At 48.2% G+C, this 23,114-nt stretch carries 24 protein-coding genes; 10 read left to right on the forward strand and 14 right to left on the reverse strand.

Annotated elements, in window-relative coordinates:
* The first annotated feature begins 27 nt into the window (after positions 1-27).
* Positions 28-585: a hypothetical protein gene (locus L336_RS01190; RefSeq protein ID WP_041191152.1), complete on the forward strand. Its 558-nt coding sequence runs from the start codon at positions 28-30 to the stop codon at positions 583-585.
* A gap of 248 nt (positions 586-833) precedes the next feature.
* Here the strand turns inward: L336_RS01190 and L336_RS01195 are convergent, their stop codons facing one another.
* The 3 genes from L336_RS01195 to msrA form a co-directional block, all read right to left on the reverse strand.
* On the reverse strand, positions 834-1,352 hold the full coding sequence (locus L336_RS01195; protein ID WP_015641386.1) for a DUF3267 domain-containing protein: 519 nt from the start codon (positions 1,350-1,352) through the stop codon (positions 834-836).
* A gap of 177 nt (positions 1,353-1,529) precedes the next feature.
* A complete protein-coding gene (locus L336_RS05505) occupies positions 1,530-2,186 on the reverse strand; it encodes a LiaF transmembrane domain-containing protein (RefSeq protein WP_015641387.1) in 657 nt (218 codons plus the stop codon).
* A 100-nt stretch (positions 2,187-2,286) separates the two neighbouring features.
* On the reverse strand, positions 2,287-2,769 hold the full coding sequence (gene msrA, locus L336_RS01205) for a peptide-methionine (S)-S-oxide reductase MsrA (RefSeq protein WP_015641388.1): 483 nt from the start codon (positions 2,767-2,769) through the stop codon (positions 2,287-2,289).
* 21 nt (positions 2,770-2,790) lie between these two features.
* Between msrA and msrB the strand changes: the two genes are divergently transcribed.
* Positions 2,791-3,168: a peptide-methionine (R)-S-oxide reductase MsrB gene (gene msrB, locus L336_RS01210; RefSeq protein ID WP_128569594.1), complete on the forward strand. Its 378-nt coding sequence runs from the start codon at positions 2,791-2,793 to the stop codon at positions 3,166-3,168.
* A 79-nt stretch (positions 3,169-3,247) separates the two neighbouring features.
* Positions 3,248-3,508 (forward strand): zinc ribbon domain-containing protein, encoded by a 261-nt coding sequence (locus L336_RS01215; RefSeq protein WP_015641390.1) that lies wholly within the window; start codon positions 3,248-3,250, stop codon positions 3,506-3,508.
* Positions 3,509-3,530: 22 nt separating this feature from the next.
* On the opposite strand, the gene L336_RS01220 is transcribed toward L336_RS01215, so the two are convergent.
* Positions 3,531-4,841, reverse strand: coding sequence for an MFS transporter (locus L336_RS01220; RefSeq protein WP_015641391.1), 1,311 nt, complete (start codon positions 4,839-4,841; stop codon positions 3,531-3,533).
* Between the two features lie 234 nt (positions 4,842-5,075).
* Here L336_RS01220 and L336_RS01225 point away from each other — a divergent pair, with 234 nt between their 5' ends.
* Together L336_RS01225 and L336_RS01230 are read left to right on the forward strand one after the other, a co-directional pair.
* Positions 5,076-5,405 (forward strand): PadR family transcriptional regulator, encoded by a 330-nt coding sequence (locus L336_RS01225; protein WP_041191154.1) that lies wholly within the window; start codon positions 5,076-5,078, stop codon positions 5,403-5,405.
* Positions 5,402-6,052, forward strand: a complete 651-nt coding sequence (locus L336_RS01230; protein ID WP_015641393.1) for a DUF1129 domain-containing protein — start codon at positions 5,402-5,404, stop codon at positions 6,050-6,052. Before L336_RS01225 ends, L336_RS01230 begins: the two co-directional genes overlap by 4 nt.
* 116 nt (positions 6,053-6,168) lie before the next feature.
* On the opposite strand, the gene L336_RS01235 is transcribed toward L336_RS01230, so the two are convergent.
* Positions 6,169-6,513 carry an iron chaperone gene (locus L336_RS01235; RefSeq protein WP_015641395.1) on the reverse strand — a complete coding sequence of 115 codons (345 nt, stop codon included), beginning with the start codon at positions 6,511-6,513 and terminating at the stop codon, positions 6,169-6,171.
* 8 nt (positions 6,514-6,521) lie between these two features.
* The gene (locus L336_RS01240; protein ID WP_015641396.1) at positions 6,522-6,926 is read right to left on the reverse strand and encodes a DUF1801 domain-containing protein; all 405 of its coding nucleotides are present in this window, start codon (positions 6,924-6,926) and stop codon (positions 6,522-6,524) included.
* 176 nt (positions 6,927-7,102) lie between these two features.
* On the opposite strand from L336_RS01240, the gene L336_RS01245 reads away from it, so the two are divergent.
* Both L336_RS01245 and L336_RS01250 read left to right on the forward strand, forming a co-directional pair.
* Positions 7,103-9,496 carry a beta strand repeat-containing protein gene (locus L336_RS01245; RefSeq protein ID WP_128817260.1) on the forward strand — a complete coding sequence of 798 codons (2,394 nt, stop codon included), beginning with the start codon at positions 7,103-7,105 and terminating at the stop codon, positions 9,494-9,496.
* A gap of 13 nt (positions 9,497-9,509) precedes the next feature.
* A complete protein-coding gene (locus L336_RS01250; protein ID WP_015641398.1) occupies positions 9,510-10,148 on the forward strand; it encodes a hypothetical protein in 639 nt (212 codons plus the stop codon).
* Between the two features lie 11 nt (positions 10,149-10,159).
* On the opposite strand, the gene L336_RS05510 is transcribed toward L336_RS01250, so the two are convergent.
* The 5 genes from L336_RS05510 to trhO form a co-directional block, all read right to left on the reverse strand.
* The gene (locus tag L336_RS05510; RefSeq protein ID WP_015641399.1) at positions 10,160-10,765 is read right to left on the reverse strand and encodes a ferritin-like domain-containing protein; all 606 of its coding nucleotides are present in this window, start codon (positions 10,763-10,765) and stop codon (positions 10,160-10,162) included.
* 73 nt (positions 10,766-10,838) lie between these two features.
* Complete coding sequence (gene trxA, locus L336_RS01260; RefSeq protein ID WP_015641400.1) at positions 10,839-11,174, reverse strand: thioredoxin; 336 nt, start codon at positions 11,172-11,174, stop codon at positions 10,839-10,841.
* Between the two features lie 32 nt (positions 11,175-11,206).
* Positions 11,207-11,602 (reverse strand): DUF4332 domain-containing protein, encoded by a 396-nt coding sequence (locus L336_RS01265; RefSeq protein WP_015641401.1) that lies wholly within the window; start codon positions 11,600-11,602, stop codon positions 11,207-11,209.
* A gap of 79 nt (positions 11,603-11,681) precedes the next feature.
* Positions 11,682-12,347 (reverse strand): YdcF family protein, encoded by a 666-nt coding sequence (locus L336_RS01270; RefSeq protein ID WP_128817262.1) that lies wholly within the window; start codon positions 12,345-12,347, stop codon positions 11,682-11,684.
* On the reverse strand, positions 12,319-13,218 hold the full coding sequence (gene trhO / locus L336_RS01275; RefSeq protein WP_015641403.1) for an oxygen-dependent tRNA uridine(34) hydroxylase TrhO: 900 nt from the start codon (positions 13,216-13,218) through the stop codon (positions 12,319-12,321). Before trhO ends, L336_RS01270 begins: the two co-directional genes overlap by 29 nt.
* A gap of 269 nt (positions 13,219-13,487) precedes the next feature.
* Here trhO and L336_RS01280 point away from each other — a divergent pair, with 269 nt between their 5' ends.
* Complete coding sequence (locus L336_RS01280; protein WP_015641404.1) at positions 13,488-15,257, forward strand: ABC transporter ATP-binding protein; 1,770 nt, start codon at positions 13,488-13,490, stop codon at positions 15,255-15,257.
* A 51-nt stretch (positions 15,258-15,308) separates the two neighbouring features.
* Positions 15,309-16,019, forward strand: coding sequence for an NUDIX domain-containing protein (locus tag L336_RS05515; protein ID WP_015641405.1), 711 nt, complete (start codon positions 15,309-15,311; stop codon positions 16,017-16,019).
* Here the strand turns inward: L336_RS05515 and L336_RS05520 are convergent.
* Together L336_RS05520 and L336_RS01295 are read right to left on the reverse strand one after the other, a co-directional pair.
* The gene (locus tag L336_RS05520; protein WP_015641406.1) at positions 16,016-18,610 is read right to left on the reverse strand and encodes a helicase-related protein; all 2,595 of its coding nucleotides are present in this window, start codon (positions 18,608-18,610) and stop codon (positions 16,016-16,018) included. The two genes, L336_RS05515 and L336_RS05520, sit on opposite strands and share 4 nt — an antisense overlap.
* Before the next feature lie 86 nt (positions 18,611-18,696).
* The gene (locus L336_RS01295; protein WP_015641407.1) at positions 18,697-19,419 is read right to left on the reverse strand and encodes a 50S ribosomal protein L25; all 723 of its coding nucleotides are present in this window, start codon (positions 19,417-19,419) and stop codon (positions 18,697-18,699) included.
* 89 nt (positions 19,420-19,508) lie between these two features.
* Here L336_RS01295 and L336_RS01300 point away from each other — a divergent pair, with 89 nt between their 5' ends.
* Positions 19,509-20,168, forward strand: coding sequence for a VTT domain-containing protein (locus L336_RS01300; RefSeq protein ID WP_015641408.1), 660 nt, complete (start codon positions 19,509-19,511; stop codon positions 20,166-20,168).
* A gap of 125 nt (positions 20,169-20,293) precedes the next feature.
* Here the strand turns inward: L336_RS01300 and uvrA are convergent, their stop codons facing one another.
* Positions 20,294-23,104 (reverse strand): excinuclease ABC subunit UvrA, encoded by a 2,811-nt coding sequence (gene uvrA / locus L336_RS01305; protein WP_015641409.1) that lies wholly within the window; start codon positions 23,102-23,104, stop codon positions 20,294-20,296.
* Positions 23,105-23,114 lie beyond the last annotated feature (10 nt).

The following is a 23,114-nucleotide window of genomic DNA, read 5'->3' on the forward strand; positions in this document are numbered from 1 at the left end:
GCCTAAACCATGCGCTATACTGGTGGTATGAAAAAACGTTCACAACTCATCATCATACTTGCCTGCCTCATTGTCGTTGGCGCTGGCGTAACGTTCCTGCTGTTTTCTAAACGAAGTGATACCCCTACAAATACCGGCACAAATGACATCACAAAAGCCTTGCGCTGCGACCGCGCAACCGCGGACTACACCACAACCGACCCGCTTTGCACCAACACCGATTATGCCCGTCAGCTTTTCGAGCGGGGCATAACCTTTGGCGTGAATGTGCCGGGTACTGGCACGAAACCCTCGCAGGTAACACTGGTTGTCATAACAAATGGAGCAAAGGCGCAGCCGCTCGCCCGTACCCGCGTGAAGGTTTCGAGCGAGGTCAAGGTACAGTGCATAAAAGCACCATGCAACCCCGTCAGCGAAGTACTCACCGAAGCGACAACGGATGAGTTGGGCGTCATCAGCCTGCCGGCCCTACCTTCCGGCACCGAACCGCTCATAACGCTCATCGTCGAAGCCGATGGCCACCCCACCAAACGCGAAAGCATTATGCGCTCCGATTTGGGGCAGTATTTAGTCAGGATTGACTAAGGCTGAAAGAAACTGCAGGAAATAATCGGGGTCTAAATCGCTTTGAACGTCAGCGTGACACCCACGGACAATCGCTTTCCATTTGTCTGTTGCGCTCGCAGGTACCCCGCAGCCCATCTTCTGATGCGCGGAACAAGTCGCCAACACTTCTAGCTGACCAATGGCGATATCTTTCTTACCCGCCTACAGGCACATAGGTTAGCCTACTCACATGCAGTATATCTGCCGCTTATTGGTATTGACTATTACTATCTATCCTTAACGTACACGACTATGCCTGACTTTTGATCATGAACAATTACGCCGCTACGGTTAATATATTTCCAAAGTCTTTGGGCAGCCCATAAGTCTCCAACTGATCCGGTAAAGTTAACTATAAACACAAGTGAAAAAATATGTTGATACATGGGTAGTACTACAGATAGCATGAGAGAAAGCACAGACAAAACGACAAAAGGCAAACATCCCGCTATCAGCATTGGCTTGACAGACAGGAGCCGGTTGGCGGTTACATAGAGAAACCCAAAACCAATGCCAAATGCAGGTTTCACGCCTGCCAGCAAGAACCCAACAGCATGGAGAAGCTCATGTACGACCAAAGTCATGCAGAATACAATAATAAATACACCTAGTCCTATGGGTGTTCCATTACCGTCGCCGACAATATTGTTATATACTGCACCACCCAAAAAGGCCACCGCCAGTCCGACAACCTGCAGCACTGCTAGGCTTTTTGCGGACATCTTGATTGTTTCTACCTTTTTCATAATTTTCACTATACCATGTTCATGAAAATTATGGGTTTCACCCCCGTAACATGCCGGTCTGTACTATTGAGATTTACATAATTTTTATACTATAGGCATGACCTTCTGCACACGCAAACGTTACACCATATGACAATCTCAACCTCGATGTGAACGTAATGCTCGAGCGACAACAGGTCAGCGCTTTACCTCGATACCTGCCATGATGAGCACCCCATCGAGATAGAGTATCGGCGCATCTTTCGAGTGAACGGGGCTTGTTTTGTCTTCTATGCCACCCATCACCATAACAGCGCGAGATTTCACGATGACATTTTCGGGTACGCGTAGCTCCACTCCACCCATAAACACAAAAACGTCAAGCAGCGCGTCTTTTTTAATAGTTGCCTTGCTAAGATCAATTTCGCTGCCGCCCATCACGGCCGTCACCTTACCGCCACGGTAGTCTGACGACGTATTTTTGTGCGAACTGCCACCGAGTATTGCAGTAATATCTTCGTCATTTTTTTCACTCACTCGCCGAATAGTAGAACCGGTGCTTTGACGCAATATCGATAAGCCAATAGCCACTAAAACCGCTGGGAAAAAGATGTCACCTACACTTACCCTTGCGATATCGAGCGTGTTTACCAAAAAAAGTACCCCAAGGCCCGACACAAACAAACTCCAGATGTAATTTTTGCTGTCATTAATTAGCATCAGTAGTCCCGCTCCGATAAGCAGTAGGGGCCACCAATCAGCAAACACAGGACCAAAGTTCAATACGTTAATATTTGAGAGTAAGATCATGACACCCGCGAGGATGATAGTGATGCCCGTGATAATTCGTTTCATAATACAATTATCATATCACCCATCGAGAAAAAGCCACACCACGCTTCACTACAACAAAACTAATCCATGTCTCAGTCAGGCCCTGGTCGGTAGCTCTTCTTTACATATCTGACACAAATGTACGTTCGTAGTGACAGGTATACCCACCGGGGTGCTTTTGCAAATAATCTTGGTGATATTCTTCGGCCGAGTAAAACTGCGTCAACGGCTCCAGACTCGTCACGATCGCACCGTCCCAGCGAGGCTGCGCCCGCCCAATCGCCTGTGTGGCCGCATCTTGCTGCACGTCATCAGCATAAAATATCGCTGAGCGATACGACTCGCCAACATCATTTCCCTGACGGTTTACCGTCGTGGGGTCGTGGATACGGAAAAAATAATCTAACAGTGTTGCTAGTGTCGTCTGAGATGGATCGTAACTAATCCGTAGCGCCTCAGCGTGACCAGGATGATGCTCATAGGTTGGATGGTCATTGCTACCACCAGTGTAACCGACTTCTGTGTCGACAACGCCGACTTGCGCGCGAAACAGCTCCTCCATGCCCCAAAAACATCCACCAGCTACAACGATTTGTTCAATCATACATTTAAGTATACTAGGTGTATGAAACAACCCATAAATCCCAGTCTAAACAGTGCGCAAGTTGCGGTACTCCGTGACAAAGCAACTGAGGCGCCGTTTAGCGGCAAATTTTTAGAGCTAAACGAAAACGGTACTTATGCCTGCGCCAACTGCAACACGCCCTTGTTTGCATCAGATAACAAATTCGACTCTGGCTGTGGCTGGCCGAGTTTCGACGATGCGCTGCCAGGCAGTGTTGAGTTCACCGACGACACTAGTCACGGTATGCAGCGTACAGAAGTGACTTGTAGTGACTGCGGGGGCCACCTCGGCCATATCTTTGAGGACGGCCCATGCGAAACCACCGGCAAACGCTACTGTATCAATTCATTGTCACTCAGTTTTGCCCTGAAAAAGTGACTGCGCCACGGGTCATAACTATGGGAGTTTAGTGCCGAATCTGCCAAGAGTATAATCAGTAGCGTAGGAGGTAAACAATATGAGCAAACAATGCCAAAGCTGCGGGATGCCGCTAAGTACCAAAAAAGCAGGTGACTGTCGTGGTACAGAAGCAGACGGCACCAAGAGCGAGAAATGGTGTAGCCTCTGCTACGAAAATGGTGCGTTTATTGGACCAGATTGCACGCTCGATGAGATGAAAACAATTGTTGACAAAGCATTGGTCGAAAACGGCAGCGGCCGACTGATGCGTTGGCTGGCGCAGAAACAACTTCCCCATCTCGAGCGCTGGAAAACGTAAAAAGAGTCCAGCCTACGAGTTGCTAGTTTGAGCCGGCTTGTGCTGCCCTGTACTTGTGAGTCAACGACGTATACGCCCGCGATCGAAATGCCATGAGGGCTGCAATGAGCATGATGAGACTTGCACCCATAAATACGAGGGCCATACCGCGCGCTTCGCCCTGCCCGACCAGCCAGCCCCAGGTCGCCTTGCCTTCAGGGCTTGCCATGTACGGAATGATCCAGAGCTGCGCAATCGGGCCAATCATGTAGGCCGAGACGGGTGACGCCGCGGCTTCGACACTTTGCCCAAACCCAAACACGCGACCTTGTTTTTTGAGCGGCACGATTTTTTGCAGTGTCGTTTGTTCGGCCGCTTCGATAACTGGCACCGTCGACATATAGGCAAACATACTGACCGCGAGTAACCACAACGACTCACGGATACCCATAACAAAACCGATGATCCCGACGACGACGTTACCAAGCAGCAGCACGCGTAGCGGGTTTTTACCTAACCCCATTTTAGCAACGAGTGCCCCACCAACCATAAACCCAAGGCTCGAGATTGCATAGACAAATCCCCACATCTGCACGCTGGTAAGTGTCAATCCATACGGATCAAGCAATGTCATAAAGACACCACCGACTAGATTGTTAAATGTTGCAAATAATATCAGTGCCAGCAGGCCCGGCACGGCTTGTATGGCCGACCATGCGCCTCTGAAATCAACCAGTTTCTGTTGGAGTTTGGGGTCGTGAATGATCTGCTTTTCGTTGATTGTTACAAATAGCAAGTCGATGAGAGCAAAAAGCGTCAGCGCAATTGAAATCACCAGCGTCCAACCCATGCCGAGGTAGCCAATGGCCAACCCGCTAAATATCGATGTAATCATAAAAGCCAGACCCTGCACCATGCCGACGAGCCCGTTGGCGTTCGCGCGCCTATCTTCAGGAACCATAATTGTCACGCAGGTACTAAGGGCAATATTGCGGCTATTTTCGACGATACAGCCGCACAAAATAATCGTTGTAAACAACCAAAACCACGGACTACCTATTGTAAGCAGCTGCTCATGAGGCACAAATACATAGATAGCGCCGCCTAAACCGTACATAAGTGCCGTTATGGCAGATGCGACCGTCATAACATGCTTTTTATGAAAGCGGTCAACCAATGTTCCGAAAAACAACCCGGTGACCGCCAGCATCAACATATAACTACCGCCAAGGATTGCTGTAGCCATAACATTTTTCGTCTCTAAATATACCCAGAATGTCAGTGCAAACCACAAAAAGCTGGTCGTGACGTTGGCGATGAGCGTGTTTACGAGTAGACGATAGAAATGTTTCATATCAATCCAGTATAGCTGACAATTATCCAACCGCAGTAATTGTCATTATAACTGCGCCAGTGCCAGTACTCAGCTCACCACTACAATTTCAAACTACGTAGTCTAGGTATTATTCGCATCTCATGGCACAAGGAACATGAACAATATTTGATTAATATAAGTACTAGCTTGCAAAACAAGTTATCGTGTGCTATATTGCTTTACAAGATAGCGACAGACTATCAGAAAGGTTGCATGGAATTAAATAGCCAACTACTAAAAGGCGTCCTAGATGGCGGAATACTACTTGCAATTTCAGCCCGTGGCGAGCTGTATGGGTACGAATTGTGCAGTGCTCTTGCCACATATGGTTTCGATACAGTTCGGAGTGGTAGTATTTATCCCGCCCTGCTTCGCCTAGAACGAGATGGTCACATAGACTCAGTACTACGCAGCTCGCCTGTCGGACCAGACCGTAAATATTATCGTATAACCGAAAAAGGAATCGAATATATGCAACAGTTCATCGAATTCTGGGAGTCCATGAATCAATCAATAAACCAACTCATTCGGGAGGTACAATGAAAGACAATACCAAATTACACACGCTTCAAGCAGTGGTTAACCAGCTTGAGCCAGAAAACAAACAGGTCTTTAGCTATATTAAACGCTATGTAACAGACCAAAGCCTATACGAGCAGAAAGCAACCGAAGGAGTGCTGATCGAAATTGCATCTCACTTTTATGAGGCCCAAAAACAAGGTATCAAAGCCAAGGAGGTCGTCGGGAATAATCCAAAAAAATATTGTAGTGAACTTGGGCTATCCCTTGTACGCAAACCGTGGCGCTTCGCTTTAATGCTCGGCGCTGCTCTGTCATGGAGCGTTTTTCTAATTCTTTTTCTTAGCGAATATGCACTCAATATGTATGGCGTCAGATCGCCATTCAGTGGACAAAACCACTTACTGATCTTATTGACACCACTAGTTATTTTACTGCTACTCGACTTTATATATGATGCTTTCCGTAATACGGTCAACCCGATACTGTTAAAGGTCTTACTGGCTGCTGCCTCCATATCTGTCATCATAGCTATCGTACTTTCTTACGAAAGAGCAGTTGAGTCTTTTCCTGAATTTACACAATCAAATATTTCACTTCTAATAATTTTCTTGGTCACTCTGGGCTCATGGGGCCGGGTGTGGCGACACAGAAAAATTCACTTGTCCTAAGCTTCACAATCAACAGTGGCGTGTTTTATCGGCGCACATAACAGATTCATTTGTGACTAGGATACCAACGGGATTTAAGCAACTTAGCACATAATCGCTCATTGTTGCCTTGAACGTTACTTTTTCGCCGAATCTGGATATGCCCTGTACCTCACGACTTTTTTCACCAGTTCAAGTGGCAAGGGTTGGTTGAGGGGAAACTGAACGGAACCTTTGCCCTGTTTGTACGGCGCAAATTCTGCTTTGAACGCTTCGTGACCGTTTGGTGTAGCGTAGAACCCGATGTGGTTTTTATACCCAGCAAAGTAAACGAGCGGCTTACCGTGTAGTTTGTATGCTGGCATGCCATAGGCCATCGATTCTTCGGCGTCTGGTGCAAGTTCACGAATAGCTCGGCGCACGGTTTCAAGCCGTTCACGTACGTCGCTGTGGAATTGTCCGATATAGTCGTCAACTGTCATGATAATGACTAGTGGACATACGCATTACGAATCATCATACGCAGAATTGACTCATCGATATCGGAAAGTTTTTTGATATAAAGGCAACCCTTGCCGCGCGTATGCGGACCGAGCTTTTCAAGAAGTTGGTTGTTTGGTTCGTTTTCGTCATAAAATACGAGTCCGTAAAACACAAATGCTGCTTTACGCGGTGAGAAGCCGACCTTGAGCATATCGCCCTCACGACCAGACTCGTACTTATAATGATAGCTGCCGAATCCAATCATACTCGGCCCCCACATGACCGGTTCAACCCCAGTCACTTCTCTCATAATTGCCACTACTCGACGGGCTTCTGACCGTCGTGGCTCGGCGGCTGTGTCGATAAACTCATCGACACTGACGTCTGTTGGTTTCGTTTTGTTCTCAGTCATCGCGTCTACCCATTCGTACTCCTTGCACCTAGTATAATTATTATACACTAGACACTGCGCCCTATGGGGTAGAAGTAGTCGCTTAGAGGTATTTCTGTCATACCCTGTCCATTGACGCCGGATAACGATAAGCTATATAATCATGAATAACATTTGAGGAGGAAAACCGCGTGACTATGCAGACAATAAAACGAGTGGTGCTGAGTTTGGTAATCGCAGCAGCTCCATTTTTCGTTGTATCACCCGTATCGGCCGCCGTCGACACCTGTACGTGGACTGGTGCCGTTGATAATACCTGGAGCAATGGAGGCAACTGGACGGGTTGTGACAACGCCGGCGTGCCAGAAAACGGCGATGCGCTGACTTTTCCTGAGGTTGCAAACAATAAATCTATGAACAATGACCTCGTAGGACTTTCTGTGACCGGACTCAGTTTCACTGGTACCGGCTACACGGTAGGCGGAAATGCATTTAGTATCAGTACCGTGACAGCGCTCGATGCCACAGAATCCGTCACAATCAACGCCGACATTACCTATACGGCTTTTAACGCTTCTATCACGCCAAGTGCTGGTAAAACCGTCACGATTAACGGCGTAAGCAACTTCACACTTGGCGGTGGCGAGGTCAATATAGGCGGCTCCGGTCGATCTGGTACGGTCGACTTCTATGGCAACATCACCGGAACCGCAGCCCAACTCGTAGCCGTCAGCGGGGCAACTGCTGTTGTGCGAGGTGCCGCCAACACATACACGGCCGCAACAGTCGGTGCCGAGAGCAATGCGCATTTTGTCTGCCGCTCACTCACTTGTTTTGGAGACAACGCCAACGATATTTATAGTGGCGGTGGTGTCGTTGAACTACACACAACCGGCACATACGTAAACAACATTCAGACATCTGTAGTCACTCCCGATACTTCCTCTATATGGGCCTACGATGATGTGACGCTCAACGGTGCAATAACGGTCAATGACGGCCTGTACTTCGGGCAAGGCACCAATGGTAAAACATTGGCTGTCGATGGCGATGTAAACCTCGCCGCAGAAGACTTGCAAATCTCCGGTATGAGCCGTGCGGCAAATGTTGTTATAAATGGTGTGGTAAGTGGCAATCATAGTATTTTCGTTTACTCGTCTACACTGACACTAGCTGGGACCAATACATATACCGGTGCTACCTATGCGACATCTAATAACGCAACGATTGAGGTAACAAACCAAAGCGGACTCGGTACGAGTGGCGCTGGCACGCAAATCGGCGATGGTGATTCACTAGAGTTCAACTTTGCGAGTGCCCAGACAGTGAGCGAGCCGCTGTATGTTATGGGTACTGGTGTATCTGGTACGGGTGCAGTTGTCCAGACGGGTGCATCAACAACGCTATCTGGTGCTATTGCGCTCGCCGGTGACACAACCTTTGGCGTCGATAGCAACGCACTATTTTCAGCCTTCATGCTCTCAGGGGTTATATCTGGAACTGGGAATATTACCGTTACTACCAGCCCAACGACCGTGGTGGCCAATAGCTCTATCCAGTTTACTGGCGCCTCACCCAACACTTACACTGGTAAATTGACCGTCCAGGGCGTTCGTTTCTACCCTAGTAAAGCAGCTAGTGTCGTTGCGGTTACCGGCGACATGGACGTGCTCGCTTCAGCTAGCAAGCCATCGACTGTCGAGACCGCGTTCAGCGAATCGATCGCAGACACGAGCCACGTGCATCTTGTCAAAGACGGCAGCAACAAAGCAAGTTTGAGTATCGGCTCAAGCGCAACCGAAACCATCGGCTACGTCACGGGTGATGGTGAATTGTCGGTAGGTGCCAATGGCGCAGCTGTTGTTCTCACCAGCAACGCTGACTACACATTTAGTGGAACTGTCTCGAAATTTAGTAACTTCCCAGCTGGTGATTCCTTTGTCGTCAAAAAAGGTACCGGTACAGCAACTCTCACTGGCGGTCTCGATACAAGCTATATCGCAGGTGTCGCCCCAGTATTTGGCGCCCAAGAAGGATCACTTATCTTAAATGGTGTATTTACGGAAGCGGGTACGCAGGTCTTGAGTGGCGCGACACTCAAAGGCACTGGAACAGTTGGCGCTGTCACTGTCGATAACGGCGGCGCAGTGAGTGTTGGCAATAGCCCTGGTTGTATGACCTTCGGCTCACTGACCCTCAACTCTGGCTCCACATACACGCAAGAGATCTCTGGCACAACCGCCTGTACACAGTACGACCAAGCAACCGTCACCGGCGCCGCAGTGCTTGGCAATGCGACTCTAGCTACTACACTAAGTACAAACCCTGCTGACGGCACTGTCTTCACAATCTTGACCGCAGCGTCGGTCAGCGGCACATTTAACGGTCTCCCAGACGGCGCTACCGTGAACGTCAACGGCGTTACACTACGTATTAACTACACCGCAACATCAGTCACCTTGACGAAAGTTGGCGGTAACCTTGCACCAACCGGATCGTCTACCGCTATCTACGGGCTACTCGGTCTATGTATGGTGCTGCTTTCCACTCTTGCACTCAGACGTTATCGATTTAACAATCACACTAATTAGCCGGAGGTAACCTATGAAAGCTAAGCTACTGATCGCTGCCCTTGTCAGCTGTGCCGTGATTGCTGGAGGAGTATTCCTCTTTGTTAGCAAGAGTAACCCTAACGCACCGAGTGGTGGAGCAACCCCCTCGCAAAATAACACATCTGATACAACACCAGACTCACCAAAACTCAAAGCCCAAACCGTTGGTCAATTAGCCGACTGCTCTACCTACACGTTTGACGAACTCAGCAAGGTCTGGGGTGTGCCCTTTGTTGATACCGATATCAACAAAGTCTCCGAGTTGTCGACAAGCGGCGGCAAGCTATACTCCTGTACCTACAACCAGACCGATTCCGGCACCGGTGTGAGCTATGTCATAGAATACCGTGAACATCCGAGCGTTGAAAGCGCAAAGCAAAGCATGAACGACACTCGCAGCACCGAAAAATACGGCGACAAAGTGTATTACCTCAAAGAGGACAAAGCCGGCGTCGGTGACGAAGCATTTTTCTGGGCGCGTAACCGCACTGACGGCAGTAAGGAGCCCAATCAACAGATGTATATCCGGAAGGGAGCTGTCGTATTCCTTCTCTCAGCGATAAATCTCGATGGTGTCAATTCGACCTACAAAGATAAGCTAGTATCTTCTTATAAATTACACTATGAATAAATATTCAGCCGTTAGAACTGACTACTAAAGGCGCGTAAGTGGTTCTCGGAACCCCTACGAAGCCCCTCTAGGGTCAAGATAACGTCCTGATCACTGGCAGTTTTGAGCTGAGCGTTGATATCTGCAATATCTTTTTCCTCGATTGCAATCCCGGCCTTATATGCCTGGATAACGCTTTTGCTACCTTGAGCGATCAGTTGATTATACAGGGTCTGTAGTTCTTGATTACGAAATACTCCGAGTTCGGCCGACCGCGGATCAGCAACATTTCGCGCTTGGAGCAACGTCAGAACTCGGCTTTGATGTGCCTGTTCGCTACTAAGTATGTTACCGAATACCCTAACTCCATAGAGCTCATACATCTTTGTGTAGACATCGTGTGCAAGCTTCTCTTCCTCAATAAGGTACAACAGGAGCGACTCTGTCGTGTCTTTGGTAGCAGAACCTTGTTCAATTGTAGAATCAAACGCATTGGAATTATTTGCTACCATGTTTGTTTGAATCTTATTCGTGGGAGAGGGCTCATACCGAATGGCGACACTATAACCTACTACACCCGCTAGTATCGTTATTGCTATAGCTATTATAGCGGTAATTGTTATTCGAAGTTGTGTCATATTCTGTCCTTTCAACTTATACGCACACATAAGTGTACATAGTCTCGCTGAAAAACAGCTGAATGATTTTATACTAACTGGTGACGCTTTTTAGCTCACTCTCTAGCACATTGGCAGGTCGTGCCCCTACAAGTTCCTTGACAACCTTGCCACCCTTAAAGACTTGCATATTAGGAATACCCCGCACGCCATATTTGCTTGCCAACTGGCTATTGTCCGCCGATGCTTCGACATCAATCTTAATGACGTCAAGCACATCATCCATCTTCTTTGCCACATCTTCAAGAATTGGCGCCATCACGCGACACGGTGGACACCACGTTGCCCAAAAATCTACGAGCACTATCTTTTTACTTTTTAGAACTTTGTCATCAAATTCTTGATTTGTTGTTGTACTATAAAGAGCCACTAAACACCTCCCGATAATTTGTAATACTAATGCTAGTGCGTAACGACCTTATCAAGCATTTTGGCATCATCAATCCATGCCTGCACCTCAGACTCAGTTGGCAAACGACGTACAAGTCGGGCGTGTGATTGCATGGCCGCAACGAGATTCGCTGCGTTTCGCTGTGCAAGCTCAGTCGGACTGTCGACACCAACCGCTTCGAGCAGGTCAGAATATTCTTCACCAACACCCTTGATGCGCATGAGGTCTGCACGATTTACCCACTCAAGTACCGTTGCTTCGCTTGCCCCCACCTGACTCGCTAGGGCAACTCGTCCTGCCTTTGGACCAGCAACCTCTAGTAACTTTTCAGTAGTTCGTATGCCCGCTTCAGCTAGTTTGTCTGCCCATTTTGCACCGATTCCTTCGATATCTACAATACTTGTCATTTCACACTCTCCTTATGATTCGTGATACTTCGTATTATACGCCCCCTCGATATACGTTACTAGCATCATTAGTCCACTACTATAAGAGGTGCTTCGTATAGCCACGACGTATTAATTCGTTATAGGCATCAAGTACGTCTGGTGGTATATCTTGGGTTATTTGGAATCCTTTTTTTGGATATAACATTACCCGTTGAAGATCACCCACCATTGTGTTAACCGTGTGCGAAAAGTCATAGCGCGCGTCGCTTGTGTACTCATCGAAACTAGCTTTTATAGTAGTGGTCATGATGCGTGGCTTTGGATCCGCTGGCCACTGCTGCATGAAGGTCGCATAGGTCCGTCTCAGCATAAATGGTTTTTGAACGAGTAGTATACTCGATGCCCTCAGCCCCAATTCGACAATCATTTTATATCCAAAAATAATGTTTTCACCTGTGTTCGTGGCATGTTCTTCTTTTATAATTACGCTGGGTGGTATGCCAAGTTTAATCATCCTTTGTTCAAGCATCTCCGCTTCACTACGATCAAAAAACTTGCCTGTTGACCCGCTGTCTCCTGAAACGAGGATGGCAGGAGCATATCCTGCTTGATAGATTTCTGCGGCGCGATCAGCAATCCGTACATCATCACTTCCAAGCACAAAAATCAGATCAGTCTTTTCGATCGGCTGTTCATAACGCATATAGTCCCAAACGATCTTGGCAAGATCTCGGTCAGACTGCTGCAACACGAGCCTTCTCACGACAGGACATAGTATGAAATAGATTTTCTTTATTGTTCATACATGACTTACATATCAGCACCAACTCATTACAGCTTGGCTCAGCACAATTCTCGTAATTGCTGGTTGGTCCATCACAATGCACACACCTCCCAATAGTCTTGGTATGATCACTAAAGTTCATTCCCATGCGACCATCGAAGACATAGAGCTGGCCTTCCCACAATCCATCATCACCATATGCCTCACCGTATTTCACGATGCCTCCATCAATTTGGTAAACATCTTTGAAGCCACGCTGCTTCATCATAGCGCTCAGGAGTTCACAGCGCACACCGCCCGTACAATAACTAATCACTTTTTTGTCTTTGAGATCGTCATATTTACCGCTCTCAAGTTCACGCTTGAAGTCACGGCTCGTCCGCGTATCGGGCACGACAGCATTTTTGAACTGGCCTACTTTTGCTTCGTAGTGATTGCGTCCGTCAAAAAACACCACGTTATCACCATATTTCTCAACCATTTCGTTAACCTCATGAGGCTTAAGGTGAGGGCCCCTTCCCACTACTCCGTTTGTGTCGATCTTGATTTCGTCCCATGTTTCAAATGCTACAAGTTCCTTTTTGACTTTTACGCTCATGCGCGGGAAATCATCGCGTGAACCATCGGACCACTTCCATAAGATATCTTTAAATCCCGGGAATGCTTTTGTGGCTTTAATGTAGCGCTTGAGATCATCGATATCCCCGCCAACCGTACCGTTGATACCTTGCGTACTTACGAGGATCCGACCTTTTAGATTGAGTGAATCGCAGAGAGTTTTTTGCCATAACTTTAAAAGCTCAGGATCATCGATTGGGAAAAACTTATAGTACAGCAGTATTTTTTGCATACTATTATTGTACCGTTTTTTTATATGTAAGTTCAAACCTATATTTTTACTACTCACCGCTGAGCAAATATGTTTTTTATGCTATAAACTCTTGCAAACAATACCTTTACCAGGCATAATGGTAGGACTATGAACCATTCTAACGGTTCCTCTACTCGCAAATGTTGGGACGGTCCCAACCGCTCGCGGAATAATTAACACCTATCAGGTGGTATCGAAAACATGGGTTATTTTTTGCCCGTGAACTAATTACTGCCCCAAGGAGAACCATGCAGGAACCAAAAGCCAATACCAAAGCTATCAAAAAAACGCTTCGCCTCTACCTTAGTATCATCACGAGGGGTTGGCGCTATACCCTCTCTATTACCATCGCTGTTGCGCTGGGGAGTATTCTTATCTTTTATGTACCCCCTCTCATCATCGCGGCACTTTTACGACATACAGGCGATCTTCATTTTGAAGCGTTTTGGCCCTACGTCTTTTGGTTTGGCCTCGCGTGGCTGGTGGGTGAACTGTTCTGGCGCGTCGCCCTCCACTTGATGATCCGTTTTGAGATTAAAACCATTCGCACTCTCTATAAGGACGCGCTTGCTACTTTGCTCGAGAAAGATCTCCTGTTCTTTCATAACCGTTTTGCTGGCACCATCACAAAGAATACGCTTGCTTACGCACGACGATTTGAGGGATTTTTTGACACCATTGTATTTGAAGTGGTGTCGCAGTTGTTTCCCGCTATCTTTGCTGCCATTGTCTTATGGACTATCAGCCCGTGGTTATCGGTGACACTTATGATAATGATGTTGGTGGGCGTGGTAATCGTCATCCCCCTTGTCACGCGCCGTATCAAACTTGTTCGCGATCGCGAGGATGCACATGCCACGATGTCTGGACATATTGCCGATGTTATCGCAAATGTTGCCGCAGTGAAGGCCTATGGTGCCGAACAAGATGAACACACGACTCACCGACATCATGTCGATTCATTTATAGAAAAGGCGGCCAAGAGTTGGCACTATCAAAATAATCGAATCGACATGGCGATTTCACCACTTTATGTTGCAACAAATGTCGTGGGACTTTGGATCGTACTGAGTCTGGGGGTTGATGCATCCACAAAAGCGAATCTTTTTATTGGCTACAGTTACTTTGCAACAGTGACGCGTTTCCTGTGGTCGTTCAATAGTGTGTACCGGCGTCTTGAAGAAGCGATTACTGAGGCTTCGCTCTTTACTGCATACCTGCTAGAGAAACCAAAAATTTCTGATGCAGCAGATGCAAAACCACTGAACGTTTCGGTTGGGAATATTGTGTTTGACGATGTTACTTTCACACATTCAGAAAACCCAGATGCGCTATTTAGAGACTTTACCCTCACTATCGCGCCTGGCGAAAAAGTTGGCCTCGTCGGACCTTCGGGAGCAGGTAAGTCAACGTTTGTAGCGCTACTACTACGCTTTATGGACATCGATGCCGGTCGGATTACGATCGACGGACAAACTATTGCTGATGTTACCCAACAAAGCCTTCATAGAAGTATCGCCTATGTACCTCAGGAACCCGTCCTCTTTCATCGAACACTGCGCGAAAATATTGCCTACGGCAAACGGCACGCGAGTGATGCAGACATTATTACTGCTGCGAAACAAGCCAATGCCTGGGACTTTATCGCACAACTTCCTCAAGGTCTTGATACCCTCGTTGGCGAACGTGGTGTGAAACTAAGTGGTGGTCAGCGGCAACGTATTGCTATTGCCCGCGCCATGCTGAAAGATGCACCAATTTTAGTACTAGACGAGGCGACATCTGCCCTCGACAGCGAGAGCGAGAAACTTATCCAGGCGAGCCTCGGCGACCTCATGAAAGATCGCACCAGTATCGTCATTGCTCATCGACTCTCCACGATTGCAAAGCTTGATCGTATCGTCGTCCTCGATCGCGGCACCATTGCTGAGAACGGAACGCATGGCGAATTACTACAGCAACATGGCATTTACGCAAAACTGTGGGCGCACCAGAGTGGCGGATTTATCGAAGAATAGGTATAGTCGAGTTTACTAGATTATTGGTTCGTAGCTTGTTAGGCTAGAGGTATGAGTTACGAACCAATTATCCACACCGTTCAGGCAAGCATATTGCGGCAACTACTGTTTACACCACGGGCATCATTTGCTGACTTGCAAAAAGAGACAAATCTATCGAGCGATCATTTCACCTTTCACATAAAGAAACTTATCGAATCAGGCCTCATCGAAAAAAATGCCTCCCAGTATCAACTAACTCTCACCGGCAAAGAATATGCCAATCGTATGGACACTGATAGTCATGTCATAGAGCGCCAACCAAAAGTTTCCACGCTACTGATTGTCGAGCGCACACTACCTGATGGCACCTACCAGTACCTTGTCCAACAGCGCCTCAAGCAACCTTTTTATGGATTTTGGGGACTGTTTGGCGGAAAAGTCGGCTGGGGAGAATCATTTGAGGACACCGCTAGGCGTGAGCTTAAAGAGGAATCAGGTCTTGACGGCACCTTTGTCTACAAATTTCTGCACCGAAAACGTGATTACAAAAAATCAGATAATTCCCTGCTTGAGGATAAAGTATTTGCCGTAATGTTCTGCGATAATGCGAGTGGCACACTCAAAACTGAGTTTGAGGGAGGTCACAATGAATGGCTCACGATTGACTCATTACGAGCAAAGGACAACTATTTCTCAGATGCTCCACTCCTGCTTGAAATGGCGCATAGCCCTGAGCAGTATATTGCAAAAGACTATTTCTATACGAGCGAAGAATACTAGCGTCGACGCTTACTTTTTGGAGGATGAGCTGCCGCATATTCTTTTAACTCAATAGCAGTATGCTCTCGCCGGTCAAATACAAATAGCACCTCACGTCCATCGCGTGTAAACACGTGGTCCGGAAGTGTTTCAATAACTTCACGGCGAATGCCATGAATTTTCGGCTTGTGATTGCGGAAATCAACTTGATAACTCTTGCCGTTTATCGCGACGAATGGCCAGGCATCTTCGATGATCTTCTCCGTCTCAGGCTTACTGACATAGCGGGTGTCCAAGCCAGCTTCTTGCATGATAACCCACAGATTATCGTCAATCTGTTGCGGATCGATCACGTCTAGCGGGGTAGCCTGGTCAATCATCGCTTCGAGCTCACGCTGTGTCATTACTTTGATTGGTGTTGCTGACCGATGATTCAGCTGTTCAAGCTCTTTTTTTAGATCACGTAGTCGACGCTGCGCTGGACCAGGATGATTCATTGCGTATGCGATCACCTCACGGCGCACCTCTGGAGATGGCGTGATGGCAGTTTCTCTCAACTGATGCGTGTCTTCGCCAACAATATGCTCAATTTCTTGTCTGAGGGGTCGTCCGTTTCGCCAGACAATTCCGCCTTCGGTCCACTGCGTCATAGCGATGGCCGCGTCGCCAAGCGTGTGAAGATCAGGAAGTGCTGTCACCGACTCAATAATATCAACTGTTTCCAGTTCTCCTCGCCTTCGACGTTCCATGCGGTATGGCGAACCAACTACAAATGGTGCCTGACGTCTATCGACAACGCTCCGGTTACTCAGCTCAAATACGGTTTCATCACCTTCTTCAGTCAGGAGTCGATAGCCAATACGTCCAATTCTTCTATAGACATGTTCGATATAGCCAGCGTAAATACACGATCGTAACTCCGGTGTATGTTCATCGGTCGCCACGATAAGTTCCTTGCCATCTACGCCCAACAGTCGACACAGCCGCTCAAATAATTCCTCAGCTCGACGAAAGTTCTTGCTATCGATACCAAGTTGCTTCAATTGATAGTCAGTCTTTTCTCGTGTCTTTGTAAATAATTCGAGCTGCATGAGCACATCCGACGAAGACTCCTCAGCAATCTCGCGCCATTTCCGACTGGCAAATTTGTCGTAAAGAGGCAGACCTCCCGTTTCGATCACTGCCGCTATCGCTGCCACCATTGTGCGGATGTCGGTGTTCATCTGCTCGGCCTTAACCAGCATGCGGCCTAGCTGTGGACGAACCGGGTATCGATCCATGCGCATACCTAGTTCCGTCACTTGGTTGTTGTCGTCAAGTGCTCCGAGTGTTCGTAGCGATGCTTCTCCGACCACGATGAGTTCTGGCGGCACCGGCTCTGGCGGAATATCAAGCTCAGCAAATCGTTCTCCCATAGCAGCGAGCCGTAGTATGTGACGCGACACATCACTTCTCAATATCTCCGGAATCTCATACTCATGGCGCTGCGCCATAGATCGAAACTCACTCTCGGCATTTGGCTTAGTTAGTACGTGTATGCCTTCGCTTAGCCTGCCACCGCGACCGCCCTGCTGCTTCAAGGCCGATTGAGAGATAGGGCGGCTAAACAATCCTTCGTGCCCACGCTTATCGATCTCAACCATGCGCGCTTGTCCGTCGGAAATAACACAATTAATGCCGCTGATCGTCAGACTTGTTTGGGCGATATTGGTTGCGACAACAATTTTAATAGGTGGCGTACTTTCACAGGCCGCATGTTGCTCCCGCTCAGACAAACGACTATAGAGCGGGTAAATTCCCGCCTGCGTCAAGATATCCTTTGGCAATAATCGCCTGAGTTCATCAATGAGATCCCGAATCTCACGCTGTCCCTGCTGAAATACAAGTACGCCCTTGCCCTCTGACGCATATTTTATAGTTTGCTCGAGAACCGTCGAGTTTGGCTCTTCGATATAGGTGATCGGATAGGTACGACCGGGCACCTCGATAATCGGTGGCATGGTTTCGGTTACTTCTGAGAAATACTGCTGGAGGCGCTCAGCGTCCATTGTAGCGCTAGTGATTACTAGCTTGAGGTGTGGATTACGACTCAGCTCTCTCTTATATAGCGCAAGCAAAATCGACATATTGGCATTCCACTCATGCACTTCGTCGACAATTGCCAATACATCCTGCCTGTCGCGAGGCCTATGCAGCTGATAGACTAATTGTAGTCCGTCGGTATACATCGAGATACGCGTATTTGGCGTAATTGTACTTTTTTCGGCAGTCTGATAGCCGACGATATCGGGCGGCAACTCAGGCATAACCTGGCGGATTTCGTAACCAATACGTTCAACTACCTCACGCGCTGCGATGCGTCGTGGCTGCGTATGCTCAATAACATGTCCCATCTCTAGGCCAATCTTTGGTAGCTGCGTACTTTTGCCGCTGCCCGTCTCGCCGACCACAATCACTACCTGATTCTCACGGATAGCATCGGTGATCTGCTGTTTGTGCTCTGCAATGGGGAGATCAAAGTATTCGGGTTTGACAAACTCGCCATACTGATACGGCGTCCAAAGTTGCCGACCGAGGGGTACTTCTTGACCGGGAGAGCGTTCTCTGCTCATACTGCCTTTCGCCCACCCGTCACTGTTTTTATTATGCGCCTACCGTCCAGTTGCCGGTACGGTATCTGTCCATAGTCGGTCTATTTCTACTCAGTTTTGCCGTCAGATGCGGGGACTTCTGCTGATTCTTGCTCGCCCTCAGCCGCCACTTCACTCTCATCTTGAGCGGCCCCGGCTGCTGCTTCGTTTGCTGCCTGAAGAGCACTTGGTTCGTAGACCGAAGCAACGACAAGGTCCATGATAGATGGTTTCTCGGTTTCCTCATCCTCATCAGCGTGTCCATCGCTATGCTCGACGATCTCAACACCCTGCGGCAGCACAATGTTGCCCACGGTCACACGATCGCCAGCCTCGGCTAACTCAAGGATAGAAACTTCAAGCGCCTCTGGTAGATCCATCGGCAAGGCTTTGACCTCTAGTTTTTCGATGGTTTGAAGCACGACGAGGCCCGCGCGCTCAGCAGCTGACTCACCCTCGCCAACCAATCGTACTGGCACCTCAGCATGGACTGGTTCATCGGCTCTGACTGCGTGAAATGCAACATGACGAATCACACCGTGCTTTGCGGGGTCATACTCAACACTTTTTATCATAGCGATACGCTTTTTTGCACCGGTCAAATTGACAGGCGTATGCTTGCCGGCCGATGCAACCACCTTTCGCACTTCACCCGCATCAGCCTGTACCGATTGCGGCTCCATGCCGGGTCCATACACAACCGCAGGGGTCAATCCCTGTGCACGAAGCTGTGCGACTTTCTTTCCATGTATATCGCGCGCCTCAATCTTGAGACTAATTTTATCTCCCATACTTCTCCTTTCGGGTACCTTTTCGGAGGTAAATTGTTGTCCCTACTAGTATATCATGTCTAGGTGGTCTCTATGTTAGAATAGAGTGCATGGAAGGATTCATCAATCTTATAACTGGCTTTGGGGTCTTCGCTATTCTTTTTGTGATATACGCGGAATCAGGGCTTCTGATCGGCTTTCTATTTCCTGGCGACAGCCTGCTTTTTATGTCGGGATTTCTCGTTCAACAGCAGACGCTGAATATCAACATTCATCTCTTTGTGTTTCTCCTTTTTCTCGCGGCAGCGCTGGGCGAGAGTACGGGCTATCTCTTTGGAAAAAAGGTGGGAAGAAAACTATTTGAGCGACCAAATACACGGTTCTTTCGCCGAGAAAACTTGGTTCGAACTGAGCAGTTTTACGAAAAACACGGTCCGATAGCCATCGTGCTCGCCTGCTTTGTTCCGATCGTCCGAACGTTTGTGCCAATTGTTGCGGGTGTCAGCAAAATGAGCTATCGGCAATTTCTCCCCTACAACATACTCGGAGCTGCACTCTGGACGGTGAGTTTCACCTACCTTGGCTACTTTGCGGGTGATTTGCTAAAAAAGATGGGGGTAAATGTCGAAATTGCAGCACTCATCATCATCTTTCTCTCAATCTCGCCGATGCTCTACCACGCATTCAAAAGCCCCGAGCGCCGCAAAGGCTTGGTAGAAGGCACTAAGCGCGAAATCCGTATTTTACTACAACGAAATAGCAAGTCGTAAGACATGCTATAGTATTCTTGGTCCCGCGACGACACATTGACAGCCTGGCGCTCATCTTAGAAGCGATGACCGATAATGGTGCGTAATAGCTCACTGGCCGAGTGTCTGTCGCGGGACGCTCAACACTACAGCATTTTTTTGAGATATTTCCCCGTAAAACTGGCGGGGATTTTTGCTATCTCTTCGGGGGTGCCCTGCGCTACAATTGTACCACCCCCTTGACCGCCCTCTGGACCAAGGTCAACGATGTGGTCGGCACATTTTATCACCTCGAGATTGTGTTCGATAATGATCATTGTGTTACCACCCTCCACCAGTTTCTGCAAAATTTCAAGTAACTTTTTGACATCGTGGGTATGGAGACCGGTCGTTGGTTCATCGAGAATATAGAGTGTTTTGCCAGTACTGCGCCGACTCAGCTCGCTGGCGAGCTTGATACGCTGTGCTTCACCACCACTAAAGGTTGTGGCTGGCTGACCCAGTTTGATATAGCCGAGGCCTACCTCATTGAGCGTATCGAGTTTACGCGCGATCGAGGGTACATTGGCAAAAAACTCACAGGCTTGTTCGACTGTCATATCCAGAACATCACTGATTGTCACACCCTTATATTTTATTTCGAGCGCTTCACGGTTGTAGCGCTTGCCTTTACACTCATCACACGTTACATAGACATCAGGAAGGAAGTGCATCTCGATCTTGATAACTCCGTCACCCTGACAATTTTCACACCGACCACCTTTGACATTGAAACTAAATCGCCCTGCTTTGTAGCCGCGAATATTGGCCTCGGGGGTACCGGCAAACAATTCACGGATTGGCGTAAATACGCCGGTATACGTCGCTGGGTTTGACCTCGGCGTACGACCAATAGCTGACTGGTCAATCACTATCGCTTTATCGAGATGCTCGATCCCCTCAATATTCTCATGTGCACCCGGAACTTCCTGCGCACGGTGAAGTCGCGCCGATAATTCTTTGGCCAAAATATCATTGACTAGCGTCGACTTACCGCTTCCGCTTACTCCTGTCACGACCGTCAAAATACCCAGAGGAAATACGACGTCAAGATTTTTGAGATTGTTTTCTTTTGCGCCCCTGATGGTAACTGCTCGATCTTTCTGGAGCTTACGGCGCGTGCGCGGCAAGGGAATCGTTTCTTTGCCTGAAAGATACTTCCCGGTGATACTTGCTGGATTCTCGGCAACCTCTTTTGGTGTTCCATGAGCCACAATCTGCCCGCCATGCACGCCAGCACCCGGCCCAACATCGACGAGATAATCAGCGTGGCGAATCGTGTCTTCATCGTGTTCGACAACAAGTACCGAGTTACCGAGGTCACGCAAATGCTTGAGCGTGCCGATCAGTCGATCATTATCGCGCTGGTGCAGTCCGATTGACGGCTCATCAAGTACATAAAGTACTCCTTGTAACCCAGAGCCTATCTGTGTCGCTAGGCGAATACGCTGCGCTTCGCCACCGCTGAGAGTGTTTGCAGCACGTGATAATTCGAGGTAACTCAGGCCAACATTACTCATAAAGCCCAGACGCGCCATGATCTCTTTGAGAATCAGCTTTGCTATCACCATTTCATCGTCAGTAAGCTTCAACGCATTAAACAGATCAATCGCATCGTCAACACCTAGATTGCAGATATCCATGATAGATAAGTCATGTACTGTCACCGCGAGCACCACCGGTTTGAGACGAGCTCCGTGGCAGGCATGACATTCACGCTCACGCATGAACCGTTCGATGTCTTTACGCATAAACTCGCTCTCGGTTTCTTTGTGCCGCCGCTCAAGATTCGGGATAACACCCTCGTAGGTACTATCGTAATAGCGACCACCATTCAAAGTGATTCGATATTTTTGACTCCCCGTCCCATACAAGACTTTTTGCAAATCGTCAGGATGAAGTTGTTTCACCGGCACCTGCACGCTAAACCCATGCGCTTCAGCGACTGTTGCGAGGCGTTTCATATACCAAGCATCGCTATTGACTCGGTTATACGGCCGGATGGCTCCCTCGGCAATGGTGAGATTGGGGTTAAATACAAGATCAGGATCTATCTCTAGTCGACTCCCCAGCCCCGTACAAACCGGACAAGCGCCTTGTGGTGCATTAAAACTAAATAGTCGTGGTTCCAACTCAGGTATATCCTCACCGGGATGGTCGATACAGGCATAGCGTTGGCTAAATGTATGCAGTGTATCACTATCGGCATCGAGCAACTGCACTACACCTCCTGCGATATCAAGCGCTTGTTCGGTCGACTGCGTGACTCGACTCACGGCATCCTGACGAAGCACTAGTCGATCAACAACTACTTCAATATCGTGCTTGAAGCTTTTTTGTAGTTCTGGAAACTCGTCGAGCGCATACACAACACCGTCAACACGTACTCTTGCAAATCCGAGGCGTCGATACTGCTCAGGAATATGAGCGAACTCACCTTTTTTTTGATTTACGATAGGAGCCAGTATCAGCAATTTACTTCCCTCAGGAAGTTTCATAATTTCATCAATAATTGCCTGAGGGGTACGACGATGAACCGCTTTGGCACAAACAGGACAGTGCGGTACGCCAATACGAGCATAAAGCAAACGCAGGTAGTCATAGATTTCAGTAACGGTCGCAACGGTACTGCGCGGATTACGGCTCGTCGACTTTTGGTCTATCGAAATAGCTGGGCTGAGACCATCGATACTATCGACATCTGGTTTGTCCATAATCCCAAGAAATTGTCTCGCGTAGCTACTCAATGACTCAACATAGCGACGCTGACCTTCAGCGTAGATAGTGTCAAAGACAAGCGAGGATTTACCGCTCCCGCTCAAACCAGTTACTACCACCAACTGATCTCGAGGAATCTCCACGTCGACATTCTTCAGATTATGTTCTCTCGCACCACGAACACGAATTACTTCTGACATGGGTCTACAT

Origin of the sequence: Candidatus Saccharimonas aalborgensis (assembly GCF_000392435.1) — a bacterium.
Taxonomy (GTDB): Bacteria; Patescibacteriota; Saccharimonadia; order Saccharimonadales; family Saccharimonadaceae; genus Saccharimonas; species Saccharimonas aalborgensis.

Coding starts and splice junctions, on each gene's coding strand:
- L336_RS01195 (WP_015641386.1), bottom strand. CDS start 1,352: ATGAAAAAGGTAGAAACAATCAAGATGTCCGCAAAAAGCCTAGCAGTG.
- L336_RS05520 (WP_015641406.1), bottom strand. CDS start 18,610: ATGAGCAGAGAACGCTCTCCCGGTCAAGAAGTACCCCTCGGTCGGCAA.
- L336_RS01250 (WP_015641398.1), top strand. CDS start 9,510: ATGAAAGCTAAGCTACTGATCGCTGCCCTTGTCAGCTGTGCCGTGATT.
- L336_RS01225 (WP_041191154.1), top strand. CDS start 5,076: ATGGAATTAAATAGCCAACTACTAAAAGGCGTCCTAGATGGCGGAATA.
- L336_RS05505 (WP_015641387.1), bottom strand. CDS start 2,186: ATGAAACGAATTATCACGGGCATCACTATCATCCTCGCGGGTGTCATG.
- L336_RS01245 (WP_128817260.1), top strand. CDS start 7,103: ATGCAGACAATAAAACGAGTGGTGCTGAGTTTGGTAATCGCAGCAGCT.
- L336_RS05515 (WP_015641405.1), top strand. CDS start 15,309: ATGAGTTACGAACCAATTATCCACACCGTTCAGGCAAGCATATTGCGG.
- L336_RS01190 (WP_041191152.1), top strand. CDS start 28: ATGAAAAAACGTTCACAACTCATCATCATACTTGCCTGCCTCATTGTC.
- L336_RS05510 (WP_015641399.1), bottom strand. CDS start 10,765: ATGACACAACTTCGAATAACAATTACCGCTATAATAGCTATAGCAATA.
- trhO (WP_015641403.1), bottom strand. CDS start 13,218: ATGCAAAAAATACTGCTGTACTATAAGTTTTTCCCAATCGATGATCCT.
- msrA (WP_015641388.1), bottom strand. CDS start 2,769: ATGATTGAACAAATCGTTGTAGCTGGTGGATGTTTTTGGGGCATGGAG.
- L336_RS01280 (WP_015641404.1), top strand. CDS start 13,488: ATGCAGGAACCAAAAGCCAATACCAAAGCTATCAAAAAAACGCTTCGC.
- L336_RS01235 (WP_015641395.1), bottom strand. CDS start 6,513: ATGACAGTTGACGACTATATCGGACAATTCCACAGCGACGTACGTGAA.
- L336_RS01300 (WP_015641408.1), top strand. CDS start 19,509: ATGGAAGGATTCATCAATCTTATAACTGGCTTTGGGGTCTTCGCTATT.
- L336_RS01240 (WP_015641396.1), bottom strand. CDS start 6,926: ATGACTGAGAACAAAACGAAACCAACAGACGTCAGTGTCGATGAGTTT.
- L336_RS01220 (WP_015641391.1), bottom strand. CDS start 4,841: ATGAAACATTTCTATCGTCTACTCGTAAACACGCTCATCGCCAACGTC.
- L336_RS01215 (WP_015641390.1), top strand. CDS start 3,248: ATGAGCAAACAATGCCAAAGCTGCGGGATGCCGCTAAGTACCAAAAAA.
- L336_RS01295 (WP_015641407.1), bottom strand. CDS start 19,419: ATGGGAGATAAAATTAGTCTCAAGATTGAGGCGCGCGATATACATGGA.
- uvrA (WP_015641409.1), bottom strand. CDS start 23,104: ATGTCAGAAGTAATTCGTGTTCGTGGTGCGAGAGAACATAATCTGAAG.
- L336_RS01230 (WP_015641393.1), top strand. CDS start 5,402: ATGAAAGACAATACCAAATTACACACGCTTCAAGCAGTGGTTAACCAG.
- L336_RS01265 (WP_015641401.1), bottom strand. CDS start 11,602: ATGACAAGTATTGTAGATATCGAAGGAATCGGTGCAAAATGGGCAGAC.
- msrB (WP_128569594.1), top strand. CDS start 2,791: ATGAAACAACCCATAAATCCCAGTCTAAACAGTGCGCAAGTTGCGGTA.